The 21,366-nt window shown below is 47.1% G+C and carries 15 protein-coding genes; 3 read left to right on the top strand and 12 right to left on the bottom strand.

What is annotated here, in order from left to right:
• Positions 1–24: 24 nt before the first annotated feature.
• From ACESZH_RS09505 to ACESZH_RS09550, 10 genes are all read right to left on the bottom strand, one after another.
• Positions 25–1,338 (bottom strand): ABC transporter substrate-binding protein, encoded by a 1,314-nt coding sequence (locus tag ACESZH_RS09505; RefSeq protein ID WP_373214558.1) that lies wholly within the window; start codon positions 1,336–1,338, stop codon positions 25–27.
• Between the two features lie 163 nt (positions 1,339–1,501).
• Positions 1,502–3,919: a glycoside hydrolase family 3 C-terminal domain-containing protein gene (locus ACESZH_RS09510; RefSeq protein WP_373214557.1), complete on the bottom strand. Its 2,418-nt coding sequence runs from the start codon at positions 3,917–3,919 to the stop codon at positions 1,502–1,504.
• Between the two features lie 148 nt (positions 3,920–4,067).
• Positions 4,068–6,038: a trehalase family glycosidase gene (locus ACESZH_RS09515; protein ID WP_373214555.1), complete on the bottom strand. Its 1,971-nt coding sequence runs from the start codon at positions 6,036–6,038 to the stop codon at positions 4,068–4,070.
• A gap of 11 nt (positions 6,039–6,049) precedes the next feature.
• On the bottom strand, positions 6,050–7,387 hold the full coding sequence (locus ACESZH_RS09520) for an ATP-binding protein (protein WP_373214553.1): 1,338 nt from the start codon (positions 7,385–7,387) through the stop codon (positions 6,050–6,052).
• Positions 7,384–8,094 (bottom strand): LytR/AlgR family response regulator transcription factor, encoded by a 711-nt coding sequence (locus ACESZH_RS09525; RefSeq protein ID WP_373214551.1) that lies wholly within the window; start codon positions 8,092–8,094, stop codon positions 7,384–7,386. Before ACESZH_RS09525 ends, ACESZH_RS09520 begins: the two co-directional genes overlap by 4 nt.
• A gap of 314 nt (positions 8,095–8,408) precedes the next feature.
• On the bottom strand, positions 8,409–9,878 hold the full coding sequence (locus tag ACESZH_RS09530) for an MFS transporter (protein WP_373214549.1): 1,470 nt from the start codon (positions 9,876–9,878) through the stop codon (positions 8,409–8,411).
• 32 nt (positions 9,879–9,910) lie between these two features.
• A complete protein-coding gene (locus tag ACESZH_RS09535; protein WP_373214546.1) occupies positions 9,911–11,368 on the bottom strand; it encodes a family 43 glycosylhydrolase in 1,458 nt (485 codons plus the stop codon).
• Between the two features lie 218 nt (positions 11,369–11,586).
• Positions 11,587–11,760 carry a hypothetical protein gene (locus ACESZH_RS09540; RefSeq protein ID WP_373214544.1) on the bottom strand — a complete coding sequence of 58 codons (174 nt, stop codon included), beginning with the start codon at positions 11,758–11,760 and terminating at the stop codon, positions 11,587–11,589.
• A 98-nt stretch (positions 11,761–11,858) separates the two neighbouring features.
• Complete coding sequence (locus ACESZH_RS09545; protein ID WP_373214542.1) at positions 11,859–13,139, bottom strand: alpha/beta hydrolase; 1,281 nt, start codon at positions 13,137–13,139, stop codon at positions 11,859–11,861.
• Between the two features lie 168 nt (positions 13,140–13,307).
• A complete protein-coding gene (locus ACESZH_RS09550) occupies positions 13,308–16,175 on the bottom strand; it encodes a glycoside hydrolase family 3 C-terminal domain-containing protein (protein WP_373214540.1) in 2,868 nt (955 codons plus the stop codon).
• A 268-nt stretch (positions 16,176–16,443) separates the two neighbouring features.
• Here ACESZH_RS09550 and ACESZH_RS09555 point away from each other — a divergent pair, with 268 nt between their 5' ends.
• Together ACESZH_RS09555 and ACESZH_RS09560 are read left to right on the top strand one after the other, a co-directional pair.
• Positions 16,444–17,304, top strand: a complete 861-nt coding sequence (locus ACESZH_RS09555; protein ID WP_373214539.1) for a helix-turn-helix domain-containing protein — start codon at positions 16,444–16,446, stop codon at positions 17,302–17,304.
• 159 nt (positions 17,305–17,463) lie between these two features.
• Entirely contained in the window at positions 17,464–17,832 is a 369-nt protein-coding gene (locus ACESZH_RS09560) for a hypothetical protein (protein ID WP_373214537.1), read from the top strand.
• 5 nt (positions 17,833–17,837) lie between these two features.
• On the opposite strand, the gene ACESZH_RS09565 is transcribed toward ACESZH_RS09560, so the two are convergent.
• Positions 17,838–19,148, bottom strand: a complete 1,311-nt coding sequence (locus ACESZH_RS09565) for an ATP-binding protein (RefSeq protein WP_373214534.1) — start codon at positions 19,146–19,148, stop codon at positions 17,838–17,840.
• A 42-nt stretch (positions 19,149–19,190) separates the two neighbouring features.
• On the bottom strand, positions 19,191–19,895 hold the full coding sequence (locus ACESZH_RS09570; protein WP_373214532.1) for a LytR/AlgR family response regulator transcription factor: 705 nt from the start codon (positions 19,893–19,895) through the stop codon (positions 19,191–19,193).
• A 334-nt stretch (positions 19,896–20,229) separates the two neighbouring features.
• Between ACESZH_RS09570 and ACESZH_RS09575 the strand changes: the two genes are divergently transcribed.
• Entirely contained in the window at positions 20,230–21,297 is a 1,068-nt protein-coding gene (locus tag ACESZH_RS09575; protein ID WP_373214530.1) for a hypothetical protein, read from the top strand.
• Positions 21,298–21,366: the final 69 nt, after the last annotated feature.

Here is a 21,366-nt window from a genome sequence, read left to right on the forward strand (position 1 = left end):
TCTGATCCCCTTTACTTTCAGCATTTACTGCCAGCCTTCTGCTCCTTTTTCTTTCATGAACTTATCAACATCTTCCTGGAAACGATCCAGAACTGCTGCTCCGTCCATATTTCCCTTTGACGGTGCTTCCAGGAAATAAACCCAAAGTGTATTTCCAAACAACGGCTGAAGTGTATCAATATACTGGTTCATCTGGGCTACGACTCTTCCATCCTCCATATATTCATTGTAAATTCTGGTGATGTCCGGATTCATTGCCTCTGCATTTCCATCCACGCCTTCGATATTCGGGAATCCAGGTCTTGATTCAAAATAAAGGTTTCCGTATTCCGGTGTGCTCCATATTTCAAATGCTTCTTTGATCGCATCCAGATTTTCCGTATCCTTATTTACTGCAACTCCCATTGCTGTAGGAAGGTAAGCCAGTACGTCCTTGTCATCGTATCCAACAGGAGGATTGAAGATACTTAAATTTGCATCCGGATAGGATTCCTCTATGGAGGTCAGGATTTCTGTTGCACCATAGATCATTGCGATCTCTCCGCTTGCCAGTCTTCCCAGGATTTCATCATAGCTTACGGTCATGAAATCTTCGTTTACATATCCTCTGGTGAACAGCTCCAGATATTCGTCGATCACTGCTGCCATTTCCGGATAATCGTTAAATTTCGCCTGATTGGTAAGGATCTTGTCCGCAAAATCCTCACACGCTTCAACCGTTCCAAGCGCTCTGGACATACCGGAGGTCATCCAGATCTGGGGAACCCATGTATCAGAAGGCATGGCAATCGGCACAATGCCTGCTTCCTTCAGCTTGTCGCATACTTCATAAAACTCATCCAGCGTAGACGGCAGCTCCGTAATCCCGTTTGCCTCAAACACGTCCTTATTATAGATCAGACTCTGGAATCCATTGGAAGCTTCAAAGCAGTATCCGTAATGCTTTCCGTTGTATTCCGTAAGCTCCGGTGCGACCACTTCAGCCATCCACGGCTCATCATCCAGTGCTACGAAAAATTCTTCCGGATCTACTGCTGCAAATAAATCTGCAAACTGATATACGATCAGATCTGGAGCCTCATGGGAATTGAGACGCATCTTCATCAGGTTATCGTACTGGTCATCCGGTATTACCTCAAAGTCGATAGAGATATTCTTTTCCTCTTTCAGTTTTTCCACAACAGCCTGGAAACCGGAATACCATCTCGACTGCTGTACCATTCCTGTCAGCTCTACTTCCTCAGCCGCTACAGTAAGGGCACCCATACCAGTTGTCATGGACATTGCCATTGCTGCTGTAAGAATTAACGAACTGAGTTTCTTTGCTTGCTTTTTCATTGCTATCCCTCCATTTCTTTTTTCAGCGTCTCTGCCAGGCCGGCCTGTTTTGGCTAAAGCCGCTGCTTTTTCTTTTTACTAAGGATAGCTTCAGTATAGACAAATAAACCTCAATATGAAATGGCAATAATTCAAAAAAAATATGGAAATTTGTAAAACTGTCTTATTTCATTCTCATCGCCTTTTTGCGCACCTTCCGCTGCCTGAAAAAGCCTCTCACAATGATCCTTATCCCGCTGAGCAAATGACCGTTCACAGCCCTCATGATGCCGTCCACCATCTCGCTGCTGCACATGCCGCCTGTCATTTTTGCGATCCCGCGGAAGGGCATGTTGTAGATAAACATGGTGTTCAGATCCGGTACGCCCTTTTTCATGCTCTTGTTCAGTCTGCCTGTCATGATCCGGTACACCAGACGGGCGATCAGGCTTTTCGCATAATACATCTGACAGATCGCATCATTCTCATCCAGCACGCCGCTCCAGTGTCCATCGGGTATCTCGTGTCCCAAAAGCACCTGGAATTCCTCGTCGGAAATCCCACCGATATTTCCCAGTGCATAGGACGGCAGCTTGTCTGCATTTGCCGGGAGAGGTGCTCCGGTTCCCTGTACGCTTACGGAACCGAAAAGACGGATATCCGCACAGCTTGAACCGATCAGGATCTGATATACACCAGTCTCCACCTCATATTTTCCCGTATCCACATTAAAATAACGGAAAGCCTTGTCGTCTAAAGGAATTGTCACCGTCTTTGATTCCCCTGCCTTCAGGAATACCTTGGCAAATCCCTTCAGCTCCTTTGCCGGACGGTAAACACCCCGGCATTCTGCGCTCACATAAAGCTGTGCCACCTCTGCGCCGTCCGCCTTTCCGGAATTTGTCAGGGTAAAGACCGCTTCCTTTTCCGAAACCTTCAGGTCACTGTAGGTAAATTCCGTATAGCTCATTCCAAAACCAAACGGGAACCGCACCGGCTTCTTCGCAGTTTCGAAAAAGCGGTAACCCACATACAAGCCCTCGCGGTACTCCGCATTGCGTTCCTTTGCAGGAAAATAAGGCGCGGAAGGGGTGTCTCTGTATTTCAGCGGATAGGTCTCATTCAGCTTGCCGGAGGGATTCACTTCTCCTGTGATGACCCGAAGCATAGCAGAAGCGCCTGCCTGTCCTCCCAAATAACCGTGAAGGATTGCCTCGCACTGGCCGATCCAGTTCATCTCAATGGAGGAACCGCCGGAAAGCACTGCAATCACATGCTTATTTACCGTAGAGATTTTTTTCAGAAGTGAGAGCTGGTTTTTCGGTATGGACATATGGGAACGGTCCAGTCCCTCGGATTCGGAAATCTCATCCAACCCGATGTACAAAAGCACCGCATCTGCCTTTCTTGCCAGCGCGATCGCCTCACGCTCCAGCTCCGAATCATTTTTTCCGCTTCTCTGATAACCCTGGGCGAATCCAACCTGCTCCAGCGGGAACTGTCCTATCACATCTAATGTGGATTCCAGCTTCGTAGGATTCACCACAGAGGAGCCAGCGCCCTGATAGCGGGGAGTCTGAGCAAAATCACCGATAACAGCCACCTTAGTGCCATGTTTCAGCGGAAGTACATTGTGATCGTTTTTCAGAAGCACAATGCTCTCCTCTGCTGCCCTTCTCGCTACTTCATGATGCGCGTTTACGTCAAATGTTTTTCCTTCCGTCTGGGAAATCGCCTCTTGCAGAGGGAATACCACAGACAAAAGCTCCTCCACACGGCGGTCGATCAGCTCCTCTTTGATCTTTCCTTCCTTTACCGCCCGGATCAGTTCCTCATCCGAATCTCCGCAGGTGCTGGGCATTTCCAAATGAGATCCTGCCGCAACGCCCCTGGTATGGTCATTGGAAGCGCCCCAGTCGGAAACTACAAAGCCGTCAAAGCCCCATTCATCTCTGAGGATTTCCTGCAGAAGATGCTCATTTTCATTGGCATAGACACCATTTACACGATTATAGGAAGACATGATGGATTTTGCATGGCCTTCCTTTACTGCTATCTCAAATCCTGTCAGGTAAATCTCCCGCAGCGTCCGCTCGTCCACCACAGAATCGCTTGCCATGCGGCGAAGCTCCTGGGAGTTTACCGCAAAATGCTTCGGGCAGGCAGCCACGCCCTTTGACTGGATTCCTCTCACATAAGCTGCTGCCATTTTGCCTGCCAGATACGGGTCCTCACTGTAGTACTCAAAATTACGGCCGCACAGAGGACTTCTTTTAATATTCAGACCCGGTCCCAGCAGTACCCCCACTCCCTGGACTGCAGCCTCTTCACCAAGGCATTCACCGACTTGCTCTCCAAGGGAAGTATCCCAGCTATTTGCAATAGTTGCCGCTGTTGGAAAGCAGGTAGCCGGATGGCTGGGATTCAGTCCAAGCTGATCCCCTGCACCGATCTGCTTGCGCACACCGTGAGGTCCATCGGAAAGGGTGACCTTAGGAACTCCCAGCCTCTCCACAGTACGGGTGTCCCAGAAGTCCTTTCCTGACAAAAGATAGCATTTTTCCGCAAGGCTCATCTTTTTCACAATCTCTTTAATTTCCATACTTTTACGCTCCTTGATTATTCTTACTTTTATTATATCGGCAATAAAAAGGCTTTTCAACAGAGTGCCATGACCGATTACGTTCAAAAAGCGACGGGTTGCTAAAACCCGCCGCTTTTTAAGCGCAAAGCCGAAAATTCTAATTTTTTTACGCGAAAAGCTCCCAGCAATTAACCTCTCCCGCCTGCAGCGAAAACTCCCGTCCATCCGTCAGATACAGCATGCCGCCTGTGAGATCCGTCCTCACTTCCAGCCTCGTTCCGTCCCATTTTATTTCTACTGTCCCGTCGGCAACCGGGAAACGGCAATCCAGCTTTTCAAAAAACTCCAGTTGAGGCTCCACTGCAAATTGATTCCCTCCCGGACAAAGTGGACGGATACCCATAAAATACCGTCCCAGGAGATAGATCGGACTGGCACCCCAGGCATGGCAAAGGCTCTTTCCAAAACGGTCGCCGTACATGTCATACTGCTCTTCCACAGGCGCCTTTGGATCAAACTCTTCCCAGAAGGTCACAGCGCCCCGCTCCAGCATACCGCCCCAGTAGCTTTTGATCCTTTCCAGCACCTCACTGAGATGCCCTGCACGGCAAAGCGCCTCCAACTCATAAAACTGAAAATACGGTGTAGTGATCTGCGGAATTTCCGGATTTTCCAGAACATGCTTCATAATAGAGCTTCGTTTTTCCTCATCCGCAATCTCAAACAGCAGCGCAAAAATATTGGCGTGGCGGGTCACATGCCGCTTTCCTGAAGTAAAGGAATCTATGTACGCACCTTTTTCCTCATCCCAGTAATATTTCTGTATCTGCTCTGTGAGAGCCAGATATTTCTCCTGATAATCCTCACCGGAAACGCCCAGTACCCGGCTCATATCCGCCATGACCTTCCAGCATTTTGCCAGAAGCATCTGCTCCGCACACAGGGGACCGTCCTTGTCCAGATCCGCCCAGTCAATATAGATCCAGTCCTTTTCACGGCCCACGATAAAGCCGTGCTCCTCCAACTGCGCCTCACAGAATTCCATTGTGCTGCACATTTTCGGATAAATCTGCTCCAGGAACTCTTTGTCTGCATATGCTTCATAGTGCACCTGCACACCCAGGATCCAGTACAGCGTATAGTCCAGAATGGTATTCACATGGGTCGTCATAGGGTCATTGCCCCTGAGAGCCAGCCAGGTACGGCGGTTGATATCCCTGTCCGCCATCAGATACTGGTTCACGAAAAAGCTCTGGTAAGCATCGCCGCCCCAGATCCATTTGTCACGCTTTACTCCGTCAATAAAAAAGATCCCGCTGCACAGACGGAAGGTGTGCTCCGCCACCTGCCATATGGAATTCAGCACCTCATCGGAACAGGAAAAGTCCGCCTTCACAGGAATATCCACATACTGGTGCAAAGCCTTTACCTGTACTTCCTCCGCCTTCACGCCGTCCAGAAAAGCAAAGCGGACCGCGCATCTTGGGCAGCGTCCTGTGTCAGGCTCCGGCAGCCAGCTATAGTAGCAGTGCTCCCGGTCAAGAGCCTCCTCCCGGGACTCTCCGCAGTACACGCGGACAGCCTTTTTCTCCCGCAGAAAGCTCACCTCGATCTGAGCGGTAAGCTCTGTCTCAAACTCACAGAGCAGTCCGCCCTCACATTCCTCACTGCGGATGGGCAGATAAACCTGCTGGCTATATTCCCACCGTGACGGTCGCTGCTGCGGCAAAGTGAAATATTTGCTGTATCCCACCGGAACAAGAGGCTTATCATAGTCCTCCACCATCCAGTCGCTATCCGAGCATATCGCCTCTCCGCTTATATAAATGCTGGGAAATTCCTGAATACAGCCCGCATGTACGGCGATCACCGCCTCCCCTGCCGGACAGATGATCTCTTCCTGAAAAGGATATTTCCGGTCATTCACCAGCACGAATCCTACGGAGTCCGAAATCACGGAAAATCTGGTTTCCTGCTCCAACCGGTAGGTCCTGCGGAATGCCACGCGGTGACGGAAGCCCTCGCTTTTCCAGAATGCCGGCCATCCGAAGCCCCGCTCCACACGGCTGAAATTCTGCTGCATGGCATAATATAATTCCATATCCCCCGGATACCATATCCAATAACTCTGTCCCATAAATAACTCCTTTATCTTACAATTTCTCCCCTCTCACTGATACTTACCGGTATCAGAATACGCAGCTCGAACCAGCCGTCCTTAGCCTCAACTCTCACGGAACCATTATATTTCTGCACGGTGCTGCGAATGCTCTTTAATCCGTAGCCGTGATAATTCCGGTCCCTTTTGGTGGTCTGGGGCAGACCGTTTTCAAAATCCAACTCTCCGCCGTAGCAGTTTTCCATTCGGATCCGGATAAATCCCTTATCCTTGGAAATGGTCAGATGGATCAACCGTTTTTCCTTATCGGGAATGGCGCCTACGCTCTCAATGGCATTGTCCAAAGCGTTTCCGAACAAAGAGCTGATATCCATGATATCCATGAAATTCAGAAGGCTTCCGTCCGCCACCACAGTCAGCTTGATATCATTCTGCTGGCAATACAGGCTTTTTCCCGTGAGGATCGTATCTAAGATCTTGTTTCCTGTTTTATTCTGAGCTTCATAGGATTCAATCTCACTCTCCATTTTATCCAGATATTCCAGGGCATCCTTGGAACCAAATTCCGCCCGCAGCAGATTGATCTGGTGCTTCAGATCATGATACTTCTGATTCACCATGTCCACGCTTTTTTTCGAAATCTGGTAATTCGCATACTGCATATCCAAGATGTTCTGCATGTTATCGAAATCCACCTTCATCTGCAGCTCAATTAACTGCGCATGGTAGGCAAATAAAATCGCCAGACCTCCCAGATCCACCCAGGTATGGATATTAAAGATTTCCCTGGGCAGTTGCGCGGAAAAAGGGGTATTTACCGGCACATAACTGAGATTGCTCATACAAAAAACGGTGAAGCAGATCACTGCTACCATGGCCAGCTCCCGGCCATTGATGTTCACATCTATCTGCGTACGATACAACTTCCGCCCGATCAGATAAATGGCCCCATACACCAGAACATATACCACAAACAGGTTAAAAGCCTGAAAAGCGGACAGCTTCACCGGCTCTCCTCCGACAATAAAAAAACAGATAAGCCACTCCAGGGAAGCTGTAAATTCCCCGATAATAAACATATGAAGAGTATAATACATGGTATTGATCTGGTTCATGTCATTGGCACAATACATCAGCCCATATAACGCTGCAAATTCCAGCACCAGACAGGGCCAGAACCAGATCTGCGGCACATCGTCCGTGAAAAACATGAACAGGATCAGAAAAGCTGCAAAAAGAAAACACTTTATAGTTTTTTTGCAGTTCCAGGATGGCCTGCGGATAAAAGCCGTAAAACACGCTGCCGCAAGAACATACGAAATTGCATAGAGCACGCCGGGAGGATCGACCCACATTTCACTCATCATTTACTTACCTCGTTCATATAATCATTGAGCCGATTCAAAAGCTCTTTTTTTCTGGATCGGCTTACCTGGATCATATCGCCTCCCACCAGCAGGTCACTGCCGCTGATTCCCTCCACATGCTCCAGATTTACCAGATAACATTTATTGCAGCGGAAAAAATTCTCCTCCTCCAGGCTTGCCTCCACGTCCTTCATGGAGCCCTTCGTCTCAAAATCCCCGCCATTGGTATGGAAGATCAGGTCATGATCCCGGACCTCCACATAATAGATTCCCGTAACCTCCAGCTTCTTCATTCCGCCTTTTATGGAAATGGAAAAGAATTTCTTTTTTCTGCGCTCCAAACGGGTCAGCGCACGCTCGATCTTCTGTGAAAAAGCAAAATATGCCAGCGGCTTCAGAACATAATCCAGCGCATCCACTGTGTATCCCTTCATGGCATACTGAGGCGTATTCGTAATAAAAATGATCACCACTTCATCATCCAGCTCACGGATCTTTTCCGCAGCTGTCATGCCATTCATAAACTGCATTTCAATATCCATGAGGATAATATCAAAATTGCATTTATAATCTATCGCAATGTCTTCTCCATCCTCAAAATACTCGATCTTTAATTTTTTACCGCTTTCCTTCTGGTATCTGTCCAGATATTTCCGCAATTTTTCTGCATAGCCCTTATCGTCTTCCACTACTGCAATCCGTATCATTGTGACCCCTCCACAGTTCCGGCCGCCGGAATATCCGCCTGACCCACGCCATTTTCAACAATGTTAAAATAAGCACCTGCCAAATAGGCAGATGCTTATTTATCATGCTGTTTTTCCATCATCCTATTGGTTTTATCTTAGCATTTTTCCTATAAAATTGCAATGCTTCCAGAGGTCTGACGATGTATTTTGGCTGCAGTTTAACCCAGGACTTTGCACTTGCTGCAAAGTCCGTGCAAACAATTAAAATCAGCCGACAGGGAATCCGCTCCTCGCCGCAGGCGACTTTAAATGGGCAGCGAAAGATCAAGCAGTTATTTTTTGCGCGCCTTGAGCACCTTTTGTTCCTCCGGCAGATCCTTTTCTATGGTAAACATAAAGATCAGGAATGCACAGAGTGCATAGGCTGCTGTCTCTACCCAGATATAGCTTGCGCCGATGGCAACCTGTGTTCCCACAGCCTGTCCTGCTTTGCCCATAGCCACGCTTGCCATCTGGTCATAGCCGCTGGCATTGAGCACTGCGCTGAAAACTGCATTCATGATAGGAGTTCCGGCTACCATGATGGAGCTGTAGATAGACATGGTAAGACCGTCTGTACGAAGTCCGCGCTTAAACTCAATATGGTCTATCACGTCTGCCAAAATAGCAAGGATCAGATATGCCGCAGGTGACGAACCAAAGCACTTGATCGCAACGCCGATTGCCGTAGGCACGATATGTCCGCCCCCAAGTCCGGCGATCACACCGCCGATCACTCCGATGACCATGCCCCAGAAGGTTACCATTCTCTTGCCGAATTTATTTGCCAGCGGAACCACAAACACAGCCGCTACCGCCATAGGGATCGCGCCCATGATCGCCAGCAGGGACTGGGAAGCCCCCCAGGCATCTGCTGAGCCGAAGAAGGTATTATCCAGAACCCACTTGCAGAAATAGGCCATGGAACCGTTTTTCAGCGCGCCGCTCCACTGGAAGGACATGTAGAAAAGAATGGCGACCCACCACATTTTCTCGCTTGTGACAGCCTTGAACTGCTCGCCTATGGACGCCACTTTTTGCTCTTCTCCTGCTGCCGCTGCACCGTCTGCGCTCATAAGCTCCTCAGTGACGCGCTCACGGGTGAACATGAACTGGAGATAGATAGTCAGTGCACTGAAAATAGCGATTGCCAGCATGGCAACAAACCACAGTCTCTGATCCTCCTTCAGCGCAAAGGATACCAGGATAGGGAATACCATGGAGCCTGCACCCATAACGCCCAGACCCGCCACATTTGTAAAGGAGGCCAGCGCACCGCGCTTCTGGCTGTCTCGTGTGGAAACAGGAACCAGCGTGGAGTTCGCAGTGTTATAAATGGGGTATGCTACAGAATAGAACAGGTTATAGGCGATTGCCACCCATACCATCTTTGCAACACCCTCAAAAGGAACGATAAACATCAGTACGCTTGCCACAGACAGCGTGAGTGCGGAGAGCAGGATCCACGGCCTTGCTTTTCCGGCCTTTGTTTTGGTACGCTCGATCAACTGTCCCACGATCAGATTTGCTGCAACGATCAAAATCGTGGAAAACAACTGCAGCGTCGTGAGGAATGAAAGATTTAATTTAAGTACATCTGTGAAATAGCTCTGCAGGATACTGGTAAAAATACCGGAAGAAAGCAGTGCGCCAAATGGTCCGATAAAGTATCCGATCAGCATTTCCGGCATCTTTACTTCACTGGTTTTGATCTTTGAGTTTGTCAGAGGACTGTCCCAGATGCTTTTTTTCTGATTGCTCATCTTTTTCTCTTTTCCTTTCCTGTAGGTTTGTTTTACTTAAGGTCAAAGGAAATGAAGTCAAAGCTTCCTTTTCCCTGGAATTTAAAGAACAGTGCCTGTTTTTCTCCTGGCGCGTGAAGTTCTGCAACAAAACCGTGTACGTTTTTGGCTGGTTTGATTTCTACCGATGCCGCAGGAGCGCCCTTTTCTTCCGTACAGATATACAGGGTTCCTGTCGCCTTTCCTTTCACATTGACGCGGATCTTCTTTGTGCTGGTAAGGTCAAAATATTTAAAACCTGCTACCGCTCCGTCACACATATTGGCAATATACTGCTCCGGTCCTTCTTCGCGGTCGCCGCCCTCCTGGGTCAGGAATGGGGTGTTCTTCTTTGGATGCTTGAGCATACTCAGGAAACGGGTTCCATCCTTGCCGTAAAGGTTGCACGCAATACTTGTGGGATAATTGCCACTTCCGCTCAGCGGACCTCCGTTCAGTCCACAGGAGGTCATTTCCGCCTGATAAAATTTACCGTCCTCAAAGCGGATCTCCTCAGCCATTGCCTGTCTGGAGGACTGCTTCCGGTTGCTGTGGCGGTGGTAGAATATGTAATATTTTCCGTTGATCTCAATAAGGCTGCCGTGGGTGTTTCCGGTGCTCATATGAGCATGCTTCACATCCGGCACGCCAGGAAGACCGATGTCGCCGCAGCTTACCAGGATACCGCCGTACTGAAAATCAGCGTTGGGTTTGTCGCTGACTGCATAGCAGAGGTTATGGCTGTTCAGCGAAGAATAGATAAAATAATATTTGCCGTTAAATTTGCGCATAGAGCTCGCCTCTCCGAAAGGCTGCTCCTCATAGGGAGTTCCTTTTGCCTCTTTTCCGGTCAGGACGCCCATATATTGGATTTCATCGCCTGAAATGACCGTGAGCATGTCACTGGTATCAAGCTCAAACCACATCGGGCCATGCTCCGTGGGCTTGGAGCCGTCAAGCAGGATCGGGTTTCCGCCGAATGCAAAGCCAGTGTACAGGTATAAGCGGCCATCCTCATCCATCAGACAGCCGGGATCGAACTGGAACGGCTCGTTTCGCTTGCCGATAGGGGTACCGTCGCTGTATTTTACATAGCCGTAAAACTCATATTTTCCGGCAGGTTCGTCACAGACTGCCACGGAGATCATTTTGGTTCCGCCCATGAAATAATACAGATAAAACCTTCCGTCCGGGCCCTGTACCATATCCGGCGCAGCCAGTCCGTTTGTCAGACGGATACGGGGAGCAGCGGGATCCTGCTCTCTTTTAAAAATCTCACCCTCGTATCTCCAGTTTCCAAGATCATCCACTGGTGCGGACCAGCACACATAATCTCCCAGGCAAAAATTCAATCCGTTGAAAATGTCGTGTGAACCGTACACGTATACGCGGTCACCCACCACATGCGGTTCAGCATCCGGAACATACTCCCAGCTCGGCATATAAGGGTTAAATGCCTGTTTTGTCTTCATTTGCCTTCCTCCTTTAACAAAAAAATATCTTTTCGTCCTATATTCTTTGTGCAATATTATATCATTCAAATTTATTCCAAACTAATTTCTACGCAAAGTGTTGTATTTTCAGCGTGATTTGCGCAGGCTTTCTGTATACAAAGGAAGACGTATTGGAAAAGAAGATTTCAAAAGCTCCGCAGGCTGGAAATGAGCATCGACCCGCGGAGCTTTCATTTTTACTTTTCGTTCTCTTCTTTTAGTCTTTTTACCGTTTCCAGGGATAAGCCGATCCGTTCGGCAATGGTTGCTTCATCCAGTAAGTCCAGAAGGTTTCTGGCACTTTCCAGTTTAGTCTTTTCAGTTCCCTTTTCGATTCCATCATTTACCAGGATCTGTCCCAGCTTTGTCACACTGACCGCCTCCTTTTTAACTATAGCAAAAACAATATGGACAGACAATGGCTTTCCACTAAATTTTTATAAAACAACAGGTTGGAATCATCCTGGAATTATTGCGCCGTCTGATCTGTAAAAATTTTCTGAAGGCAGTTATACAGGGAAATATGCCAGTTTCCTGCCGAATGATACCGCATTGGGTATGTGTCAAAAGATATGTTCACGCCCTCCTGCATTCTCGGCTCCACTGCCAGGAGTCCTTTATAATCCTCTACCTGACCGGGCAGCGCAAAATCAAAGTTTCCGGTGCTCACATACCAGTAATGGATGGGCAAATCTTTAAATTCTTCCGTCTGCAGCTTCTCCCGGAAGTAATCTGCACTGGTACGGCTTCCGCTGAAGGTACCGAACCAGGAAAAGTAATCCAGGCTTCCGCAGATCACAGAGTGGATGGTCGTCACCGCACCTCTGGAAAGTCCGGCAAACGCCCGATGGTCCCTGCTCGCCGAAAAGTCCTCTTCACTGGCACTGTCCGCATAGGTGGAATAACGGGTCTCCACAGCAGGCATCAGCTCATTTCTCAGCTCCTCCCGGAAAGAATAGGTCAGCGCATCCAGCCCGTCCATGCAGTCATCCTCCACATAAAAGGTCGGTGTCACCACGATCAGCGGTTCGATAACTTCCTGTTCGATCAGCAGATCCAGCATGACCTTATTTTCCGGGTGCGTAACAAGCCAATATTCCTCATCGTCCCCTGTTCCGTGCATCAGGTAAAGGATATTATATTTTTTGCTTTCATCATATCCGGCTGGAAGATATACCATGGCACGCTTCTGTACATCCCTCTGATCAGTTGCATAAGCCTTCGTGTCGTATGTAAGCTCCTCCACAGTTCCCTGAGCCGTAGCGGGTACACTGTCGAATTTTTTAGGAACACCCCAGACTTCATCTTTCACGGCCTCCGTGCTGCGCACACGGAAAAACTGAACGCCCCACACTGCCAGAAATGCCAGAACCATCACAAGCACTGCCGCCACAGGTGAGATCCATTTTTTGTCCGGCCGCTCTTTTTTCCGCAGCATGACGGCTGTTCCCAGGATTCCTCCAAGGAGTGCGGCGGCGGCCTGAAATATATAAATCACATTAAACAACGTAGTTTCCGCATGATTCGTAAAAACATAGCATACCGCCGCTCCGATTCCAACCATTATCAGCAATGCCGGAAATTTTCCTCTGTATGCCGCATATGAAGTCATCCCGAACCACACTTCCAGAAGTACCACTGTAAGCAACGCCGCCATGTTTCCAAGCATGATATAGCGGATAATTTGGATCATCCCCAGAACCCATACGATCACCGGAGCAATAAGCTGGTATTTTCTCGAAATCTGCATAACCTTACCTCTTTCCCGATCAATTTTTTTCCATTCTAACATAAACATACTATACTGACGATTTTCTACGCAAAATGTTGTATTTTCGCCGCAACTTAATAAACAAGGGCCACTGCCCTTTGGCAATGACCCCTGTATAAAAACATGTCAGCTTTTCCCAATATAAAGTTACTTTTCCAGTGTTACCTTTACTGAATTCTTTTTACATCTGCGTACTACCAGAAGCACTCCTCCCAGGATAATCACAGCCATCGCAATATCAAAGGCGATAAGCCATTTCTGCCACAGCGGAAGCACCTTCTGTACCACAACATTTTCATCAATTCCGTTCATGGCAGAGCTGTTTACCACTGTGTAAAGAATGTCGTGAGCTGCATTTCTCAAAGCGTTTACGATAGTAGGATTGCTTGCGGCGTCATCCATTTTATATACCTCAGAGTCCGTATTCAGCCACAGGTCGGCGCCTGCCTGAAGACCTGCATCGATCAGCATATATCCTGTATTTGCAGAAGCATAATCTGTTACTACAATGCCGTGGAAGCCCCACTCATTTGTAAGAACATCCGTCAGCAGAGATTTATTGGAACCGCACCACACACCGCCGATACCGTTAAACGCTGCCATCATACCGCGGCAGTCAGAATCTTTGACAGCCATCTCAAATGGTGTCAGATAAAGCTCACGAAGCGCCTGCTCGGTTACAAATGTGGATACACCATAGCGGCGCACCTCCTGGTCATTCAAAACCAGATGCTTCAGATAGCAGTACATACCTTTATTCTGTGCTCCTGCAACCTCGGCTGCGCACATTGCACCTGAGAGGTAGGCATCCTCAGAATAATACTCAAAGTTACGTCCCCCAAGAGGCGTTCTGTGTGTACCTGCACCCGGTGCGTACCAACCCTGCACATCTACTGCAAGGCCATCCTCACCGATGCAGTTGCCGAACTCCTGAGAAATCTCCGTATTCCATGTTGCCGCCAGAACCTCCTGGTTCGGATATCCCATGCAGTCCACATCACTCATGATCAGCTCGCCGGAAATACCTGCAGGACCATCCTGGTCGCTGGACATCGGCTTGGAGATACTGTCGATCGCCATGGTCTGCCAGCCTCCCAGACGGACCATCTCAACCATTTCGTCAACTGTCAGACAATCCAGGATAGCATCCCAGCCCTCATCGTCATAATCCTTGCCGCGCATGGTGATCAGGTTAATGTTTTCGCCGGAACCCGTCACAGGCATTTCTGCATTCGGATCGTCCTGGTATGTGCTGTACTGGCTGTCTGCAATGATCTCATCGGTTGCAGTTGCCGTATAGTTGCCCTTTTCATCCGCCTCGCCGTAGAATACAGGCCAGGTTCCTTCCCAGTCATTTCTGGAAAGATATACATAAGAGTCATCGTAATAAGTAAAGGAACCTTTGTCAAAACGGTTGGTGATCTCAACACCTGTATCACCATCTGCTGCGTAAGTAGTGGTATCCATCTCCTTCTGTTCGTAGGTTCCCACCAGGGAGTCATCACCCTCTGCATCCATACCATCTGCAGAAGTATAGCCTTTTGCTGAAAGAATATTATTCAGAGCCGCATGACTGTCGGTTCCCACTGCGAAATAGTAAGTACCCGCATCCACAATATAGGTTTTTGCATTCATATAGTCATATGCGCGAAGAGTTTCCTTGCCGATTTCCACAGAAACCGTCTCGCTTTCGCCGGGTGCAATTTCCCCTGTTTTTGCAAATCCGCAAAGCTCTACTGCCGATTTCTCCACCAGGTTTTCCCGGTCATACTCTGTATACGGAGACTGGAAATATACCTCCACAACATCCTTGCCAGCCGCATCCCCTTCATTGGTGACATTCACCTGTGCAGTGAAGGTATCCTCATTCTCCGTCAGGGAGAAGTCACTGTAACTAAATTCCGTATAGCTCAGGCCATATCCAAATGGATACTGTACCTGTTTGGTGTAGTCGTATTCGTTTTCCTCAGTGGAGGCATTTCCCTGCCCCAGAACCGTGTCCTCATATCTTGTTTCGTAGTAACGGTATCCTACATAAATACTTTCGCCGTAAATCGTATAGTAGTTTTTACAGCTATTCTCGTGCTCCGTATTGTTCCACTGTCCTGCACCGAAGATCTGGGAGGCCGGTGCGCTCATGGAATCAAACGCATAGGTATCTACCAGACGTCCCGACGGATTTACTTCTCCGGTAATCGCCTTCGCAATGGAGGAAATACCCTCCTGTCCCGGATAGCCTGTCCACATGATTCCCTTGATGTTCGGGAAAAATTTGGAATCTGCCCAGCCCATCTCAATGGGGTTCGCCGTGTTCAGAAGCACCACAATGTTGTCAAAGTTATCGTTTGCGTATTTGACCATCTGCATTTCCTCATCGGAAAGCTGAAGCTGCTCTTCCTCCAGATCCTGCGCTTCCTGGGCAGACCGGGAAATTACGATGATAGCCGCATCATTGTAGTCTTTGATGGAATTCTGTACTGTGCTGGAGTATTCCTCTACCGGGATTTCTTTTCCCACACGGTTTTCGGATTTCTCATACATGGTCCACATTTCCGGGTTTACTTCAAAACCTTCTGCCTCTAATGCTTCCTTAATGCTCAATACATTTGTAGTGTCAATGGCTCCGGAGCCTGCGCCTCCATACAGGAACTTAGCGGTTCCGATCCCGAAAAGGGTAATCTTCTGGCTGCTGTCCATGGGAAGAATATTGTCACTGTTTTTCATAAGGACAACACCCTCTGCCACCAGTTGTTTGCTGAACTCTGTCTGATGTGCCACCAGATCCTCATGGGAATCAAAATCGCTGGTAAAGTAATCGCTGTTTGACTCGCCATCACCTGTGGAAACCACCTTGGTTGTCGTGTGCCCCAGGGATCTGGTGATGATCGTGGTATATTTCATTGCGAAATAATTTGCCACCAGAACTGCCACAAGCAAAATCGCAAGTACAGTTCCCCAGATTCCTGCAAAAGCTTTGTTGCTCATGCGCTTTTTGGCATTTGTTTCATTTGCCATTTTTCTTTCCTCCGTTTCTTTTTCATATCGTTTTTTCATTACGCCCGTCCCTCGCTCCATAAAAACTTCGGGCATCGCTGCAATTTGCTCCGCAAATCGCACCGCGGCAAATAGCTTCGCGCTGCGGCTCAGCTTTTTTCATGCAGACATTTTAATAAAAATAAGAGGGCCAGACAAGAAGTCCAGCCCAGTCGGTTGATTTTGCAGCATAATCGGTTATAATAAAGTTATTTATAGTCGGTTTAAATTTTTAATGGAGGTTCCGGATATGCAGCCAGTATATGAAAACCTGAAAAATAAAACAGAAACAGGCATCCAGTATGTTTTTTGTACTTTCTCTGATTCCTATGAACCTTTGCACTGGCATGATGAATTGGAAATTCTGTACTACTTAAATGGTTCTCCTGATATTACAATTGACGGGACTACTTTTCCCCTTCCTTCCCGGCGCACTGTGGTCATCAATTCCGGGCAGGTTCACAATACCCACCATCACGACACTGCATCCATGTTTTTGTGTATTCATATTAATCTTAACGAGATGGAAAAATATATCCCTGATATCCGTCTGTACCATATTGATTGCCGCCCGGACTGTATTCCGGAGGATAAGGCGGATGAATATCTGGAGCTTGGCCTGCTTCTGGAAAAAATCACCCGTCTGTATATGCAGGAGGCCCCTGCACTTCCGCTGGAGTCTTCCGGCCTGATCCTTCAGGTCTATGCAAAGCTGATCCGGCATTTTTCCAGAAAGATCGCTTCGGAGGATGTTTACGGAGATGAACGGTCACGGCAGCGTATCCGCGACATCATTTCCTATGTGGAAGCCCACTACCAGGAGCCCATATCCCTGGATGACATTTCCGGTCATATGGGACTGAACAAAGAATACTTCTGCCGTTTTTTTAAAAAGAATATGGGAATCTCATTCCTGCAGTTTCTAACAGAAGTGCGCATTACAAATATTTATCATGACCTTCTTCACACGGATATCCCGATTTCTGAACTGATGGAAAAACACGGCTTCCAGAATCAAAAATTGTTTAATCGCGCATTTAAGGAAATCTATGGCTGCCCGCCCTCCCATATCCGCAAATACGGTCCCAAACAGGCTGTCAATTTCACATGATTTGCACAGAAAAGTCAATATCGTCCTTATTTTAGTCAAGTAATCTCCTTATTTTATCTGTTGTTCTAGCTTATGATAGTTATTATAGAAGTCAACAAGAACATAGCAAAAGATTTTATCGAACCAATATAAACAGATTAAAAGAAAGAGGTTTTGATTATGAGAAAAAATATTATAAAGGCTTTATTTACAATTTCCGCAATGACACTTCTTGTATTTGGAGGCTACAGCGCTCAAAGCGTTACTGCATCCTCTGACACCGCCGCATCCACTCAGGAATACGTCAAATCCCAGAGCATTCTTTTCACAGATGCTGCCGGAAATACAATTCCTGTCCTTGTCCGCACAAACGAAGAAGAAACCGTATTTAATCTTCAATTTGACTATTACGGGCTTGACGCAAACCTAAATGGCGTCAAAACTGACGACGGTCAGTACCATATTACGGACGGTGAATTTTTCCAGACAAACGGTCAGACAATATTAAAGGAAGCTGCTGCACTGGGCAACTGGACTGAACTCAGCTGAAAGTATCACGGCAGCGGAATCAATATGGTCAGTGTAAAAATTCCATCCTCTGCTTTAATATGAATACTCCCTCCGTATTTTTCCGCCATGGCTTTGATACTCCGCACTCCAAAGCCATGGCTTCCTTTATCTTCCTTGCTGGTTTTGGGAAGCCCATTCACGAATTCAATCTGCTCCGCATAGGTATTTTCCACCTGAATCACGGCAAACAAGCCGCGCTGCCAGATACGGACTCCTATTGTCTTCCATTCTCCGTGGACGCACTTTTCCACACCCTCCACGGCATTGTCCAGCACATTTCCCATGATCGTATATAAATCCACAACATCCATAAAGGATAACAGCTTTCCATCCGCCACACAGGTCCATTCAATGTCATGAAGCCTGCAGTACAGCCCCTTTTCCATAAGGATCGTATCCAGTGCTTCATTCCCTGTACTGGCGTCACTGTCATAAACCTCGATCATATTCTGCACATCCCTGACGAAAGTCTGCCTGGAAGAAGAGGTCTTCTCCGCCTGTGCCAGAGCCGCGATCTGGTGCTTCATATCATGGCATTTCCGGTTTATCAGGTCTATATTCTCTTTCGACAGCTCATATTGGAGCTGCCTCTGCTCCCACATACTCTGATTCTGGTTCAAACGCCGCACCGCCCGCAGCTCATTTCTCTGCAAAAGCTGCACGACCAGGAAAATGGTACAGATCGATATAGCATAAAGCTGTGTGAGACAAAAAAGCTTTTCATATTTCTCCGTAGCGCTTTCCGCTCCTGTCACCTCCATAGTGGTACCCTTTACCAACACACTAAGGCACAGCACAATCCCCAGAACCAGGGTGCCTGTTACCATTGCGTTTGCCCCGGAAACGTCATAATGACCGTTCTCCTGAAGCTTTTTTGCAAAAATGAAAAATACCGCTGTATATACCACTGCATATGACATATAGTACAAAACTCCGCTCCACGCCGGCATACTGCCCTGAAAGGTAAGCAAAATATAAAGACTGGAAGCAATATGCTGCAGCAGATACCCAAGACTGGCACAGTATATGGCATCGTAAAAGCTTATATTACAGCACAAATAGCAAAGCAATATCACCACCGCATAGACGATGAAAAACCATAACCAATTGTACCATCTGGTAATTTCCTGAAAAAAGGGATTCACAAATACCGCACACAAAAATAAAACAACGATGCTGCACAGCATCCGCAGCCAAAATCCCTTCCTTTTTTCCAGATATACCATAAAAATCAACGCTGATATCATCATTTCCATACAATAGGAAAAACTGCTCAGACCCGTCATCCACTCCATACTCTTTCCCCCATCCGAATGTTTCTCGTTCCGTATATACGCCTACAGGCTGCCTATGTAGTCCGTCACAGCCTGCATGAAGCCTTTCTTTCTCGCCCGGCTGATCTGAAGCTGTTCCTTTCCCACCAGTACATAATTATCACGAATCCCTTTTACATGACGCAGGTTTACAAGATAACAGCTATTACATTTTTCAAAACCATTTTCCAAAAGCAATGCCTCCGCTTCCTTTAGGGAACCGCTGACACTGATCTCCTGCTCTGTGGTATGATAAAGAACCTGGTGCCCCACCACCTCCACATATATCAGCTGCGATACAGGAATCCGGTACATGCCGTTTCTGGATGAAATTACAATGCTTTTTTCAGAGGGTCGGTCCGCCATCCGCACAATACGGTTCATTTTCAGGGAAAATGCCTCGTATTTTAACGGCTTGAGAATAAAATCCAGTGCCCCTACCTCGTAGCCTTTGACTGCATAGCGGACTACATTTGTAATAAACACGATCACCACCTGAGCATCCTTCTGCCGGATCATCCGGGCAGCCTTCATTCCGTCCAGCACAGGCATCTCAATGTCCAGAAAGATCACATGATAGCAGGGAAGATAGTTTTCTATAATCTCCTTGCCATCCGCATATTCCGTAACCTCGATCTCAATTTTTTTCGACTCACCGTATTTATTCAGGAAACTGAGAATCTGTTCTCTGCATTTCTGGTCGTCCTCTACAACAGCCACCTTTATCATCCGCAAGCCCTCCGTTTTTTTATCATTTTTTTATAGCGCAGGGCTTATTTCTTTCTAAAAAAATGGCCGCCCTACTCTTAGAAGTCGAATTTTGTCGAAATGTTTTACTTTACAATGTCTCAAACATCATATATGATTAATGCTATCTCTATTTCTTATTACTCTATACTTTATCTGTTTTCTATCCATTCTTCCTCGATTTCCTTTAGCAAATTCTTTAAAAGGAGGTGTTTATCCTATCACGCACAAACTGCAAAAAAGACAGTTTCTATCAACGTCCAAACTTAGGACTTTTAAAACACAGTAAAAAAGATTATAATAGGAGTGTGTAAACATGAAAAACAATCCGACAGCGAATAATACTTCTGTCCATGTGACACAGGAATCTCAGATTCCTAACACTCCCGATGAAGGCACATATGTGCAAAGAACACATAAGGATAAATTATTCCGATTCATTTTCCGGGATAAAAAGAAGCTTTTACAATTATATAACGCCATCAACCAGACGTCATATGAGGATGTCAGCCAGCTTACTGTCACAACGCTTGAAAATGTGATCTATCTGGGATATAAAAATGATATTTCATTTCTCCTGGACTGGGCGCTTTGTCTTATAGAACACCAGTCTACCTGGAATCCCAATATACCACTTCGCGGATTTTTGTACTTTGCCAGGCTATACCGCGCTTACATAGAAAAAACAGATGCAAACATATATGGCAGTAAACAGATTCTTCTTCCCTTTCCTCAGTTTCTGGTATTTTATAATGGGGTGGAGGAAAAACCAGAGCAATCAATCATGCGGTTATCCGATGCTTTTCCCACACCTCCGAATCCAAACGGTACCCACCTTACTCCTGCCCTGGAGTGTCAGGCATTGGTGCTTAATATCAATTATGGCAAAAACCGGGAGCTGATGGAAAAATGCAAGCCTCTTCTTGATTATTCACGCTTTATTTCCTATATCCGTGATAATATCAAACACGGCTACACTCCTCAGACATCCGTAAACCTTGCTGTGGATCGCTGCATTCAGGAGGATGTCCTGACCGATGTGTTGAAGGAGCACCGTCAGGAGGTCGTTGCTATGTTTTTGGACGAATACGATGATGAGATTTTCACAAAAAGGATGTACAAATCCATTGCTGAAGAAGCAATGGAAACAGGCTGGAACAAAGGAAATGAAGCCGGATTAAAGGCTGGACGTGAAGCCGGATTAAAGGCCGGACGTGAAGCCGGATTAGAAGCCGGGACAGAAAAGATCAATCGTCTTAACCAATTCCTGCTTCGCGATAACCGTCAGGATGATTTGATTAAATCTATATCCAATCCTGATTTCCAAAAGCAGTTACTGGAAGAGTATGAACTTTCCACACAAGACGCTTCCCATTCCACCTGAATATCGCATTCTTTTAAAAGGGGCTGCCACGCCGCAGCCCTTATGTTTTTTATCTCCTGCGGTCCGTTA

Origin of the sequence: Ruminococcus sp. 5_1_39BFAA (assembly GCF_964240875.1) — a bacterium.
Lineage (GTDB): Bacteria > Bacillota > Clostridia > Lachnospirales > Lachnospiraceae > Blautia_A.

What these genes read in the sequence shown, in the direction of transcription:
- ACESZH_RS09505 (WP_373214558.1), bottom strand. Translation starts at nt 1,338, where the DNA reads ATGAAAAAGCAAGCAAAGAAACTCAGTTCGTTAATTCTTACAGCAGCA.
- ACESZH_RS09510 (WP_373214557.1), bottom strand. Translation starts at nt 3,919, where the DNA reads ATGGAAATTAAAGAGATTGTGAAAAAGATGAGCCTTGCGGAAAAATGC.
- ACESZH_RS09515 (WP_373214555.1), bottom strand. Translation starts at nt 6,038, where the DNA reads ATGGGACAGAGTTATTGGATATGGTATCCGGGGGATATGGAATTATAT.
- ACESZH_RS09520 (WP_373214553.1), bottom strand. Translation starts at nt 7,387, where the DNA reads ATGATGAGTGAAATGTGGGTCGATCCTCCCGGCGTGCTCTATGCAATT.
- ACESZH_RS09525 (WP_373214551.1), bottom strand. Translation starts at nt 8,094, where the DNA reads ATGATACGGATTGCAGTAGTGGAAGACGATAAGGGCTATGCAGAAAAA.
- ACESZH_RS09530 (WP_373214549.1), bottom strand. Translation starts at nt 9,878, where the DNA reads ATGAGCAATCAGAAAAAAAGCATCTGGGACAGTCCTCTGACAAACTCA.
- ACESZH_RS09535 (WP_373214546.1), bottom strand. Translation starts at nt 11,368, where the DNA reads ATGAAGACAAAACAGGCATTTAACCCTTATATGCCGAGCTGGGAGTAT.
- ACESZH_RS09545 (WP_373214542.1), bottom strand. Translation starts at nt 13,139, where the DNA reads ATGCAGATTTCGAGAAAATACCAGCTTATTGCTCCGGTGATCGTATGG.
- ACESZH_RS09550 (WP_373214540.1), bottom strand. Translation starts at nt 16,175, where the DNA reads ATGGCAAATGAAACAAATGCCAAAAAGCGCATGAGCAACAAAGCTTTT.
- ACESZH_RS09555 (WP_373214539.1), top strand. Translation starts at nt 16,444, where the DNA reads ATGCAGCCAGTATATGAAAACCTGAAAAATAAAACAGAAACAGGCATC.
- ACESZH_RS09560 (WP_373214537.1), top strand. Translation starts at nt 17,464, where the DNA reads ATGAGAAAAAATATTATAAAGGCTTTATTTACAATTTCCGCAATGACA.
- ACESZH_RS09565 (WP_373214534.1), bottom strand. Translation starts at nt 19,148, where the DNA reads ATGGAGTGGATGACGGGTCTGAGCAGTTTTTCCTATTGTATGGAAATG.
- ACESZH_RS09570 (WP_373214532.1), bottom strand. Translation starts at nt 19,895, where the DNA reads ATGATAAAGGTGGCTGTTGTAGAGGACGACCAGAAATGCAGAGAACAG.
- ACESZH_RS09575 (WP_373214530.1), top strand. Translation starts at nt 20,230, where the DNA reads ATGAAAAACAATCCGACAGCGAATAATACTTCTGTCCATGTGACACAG.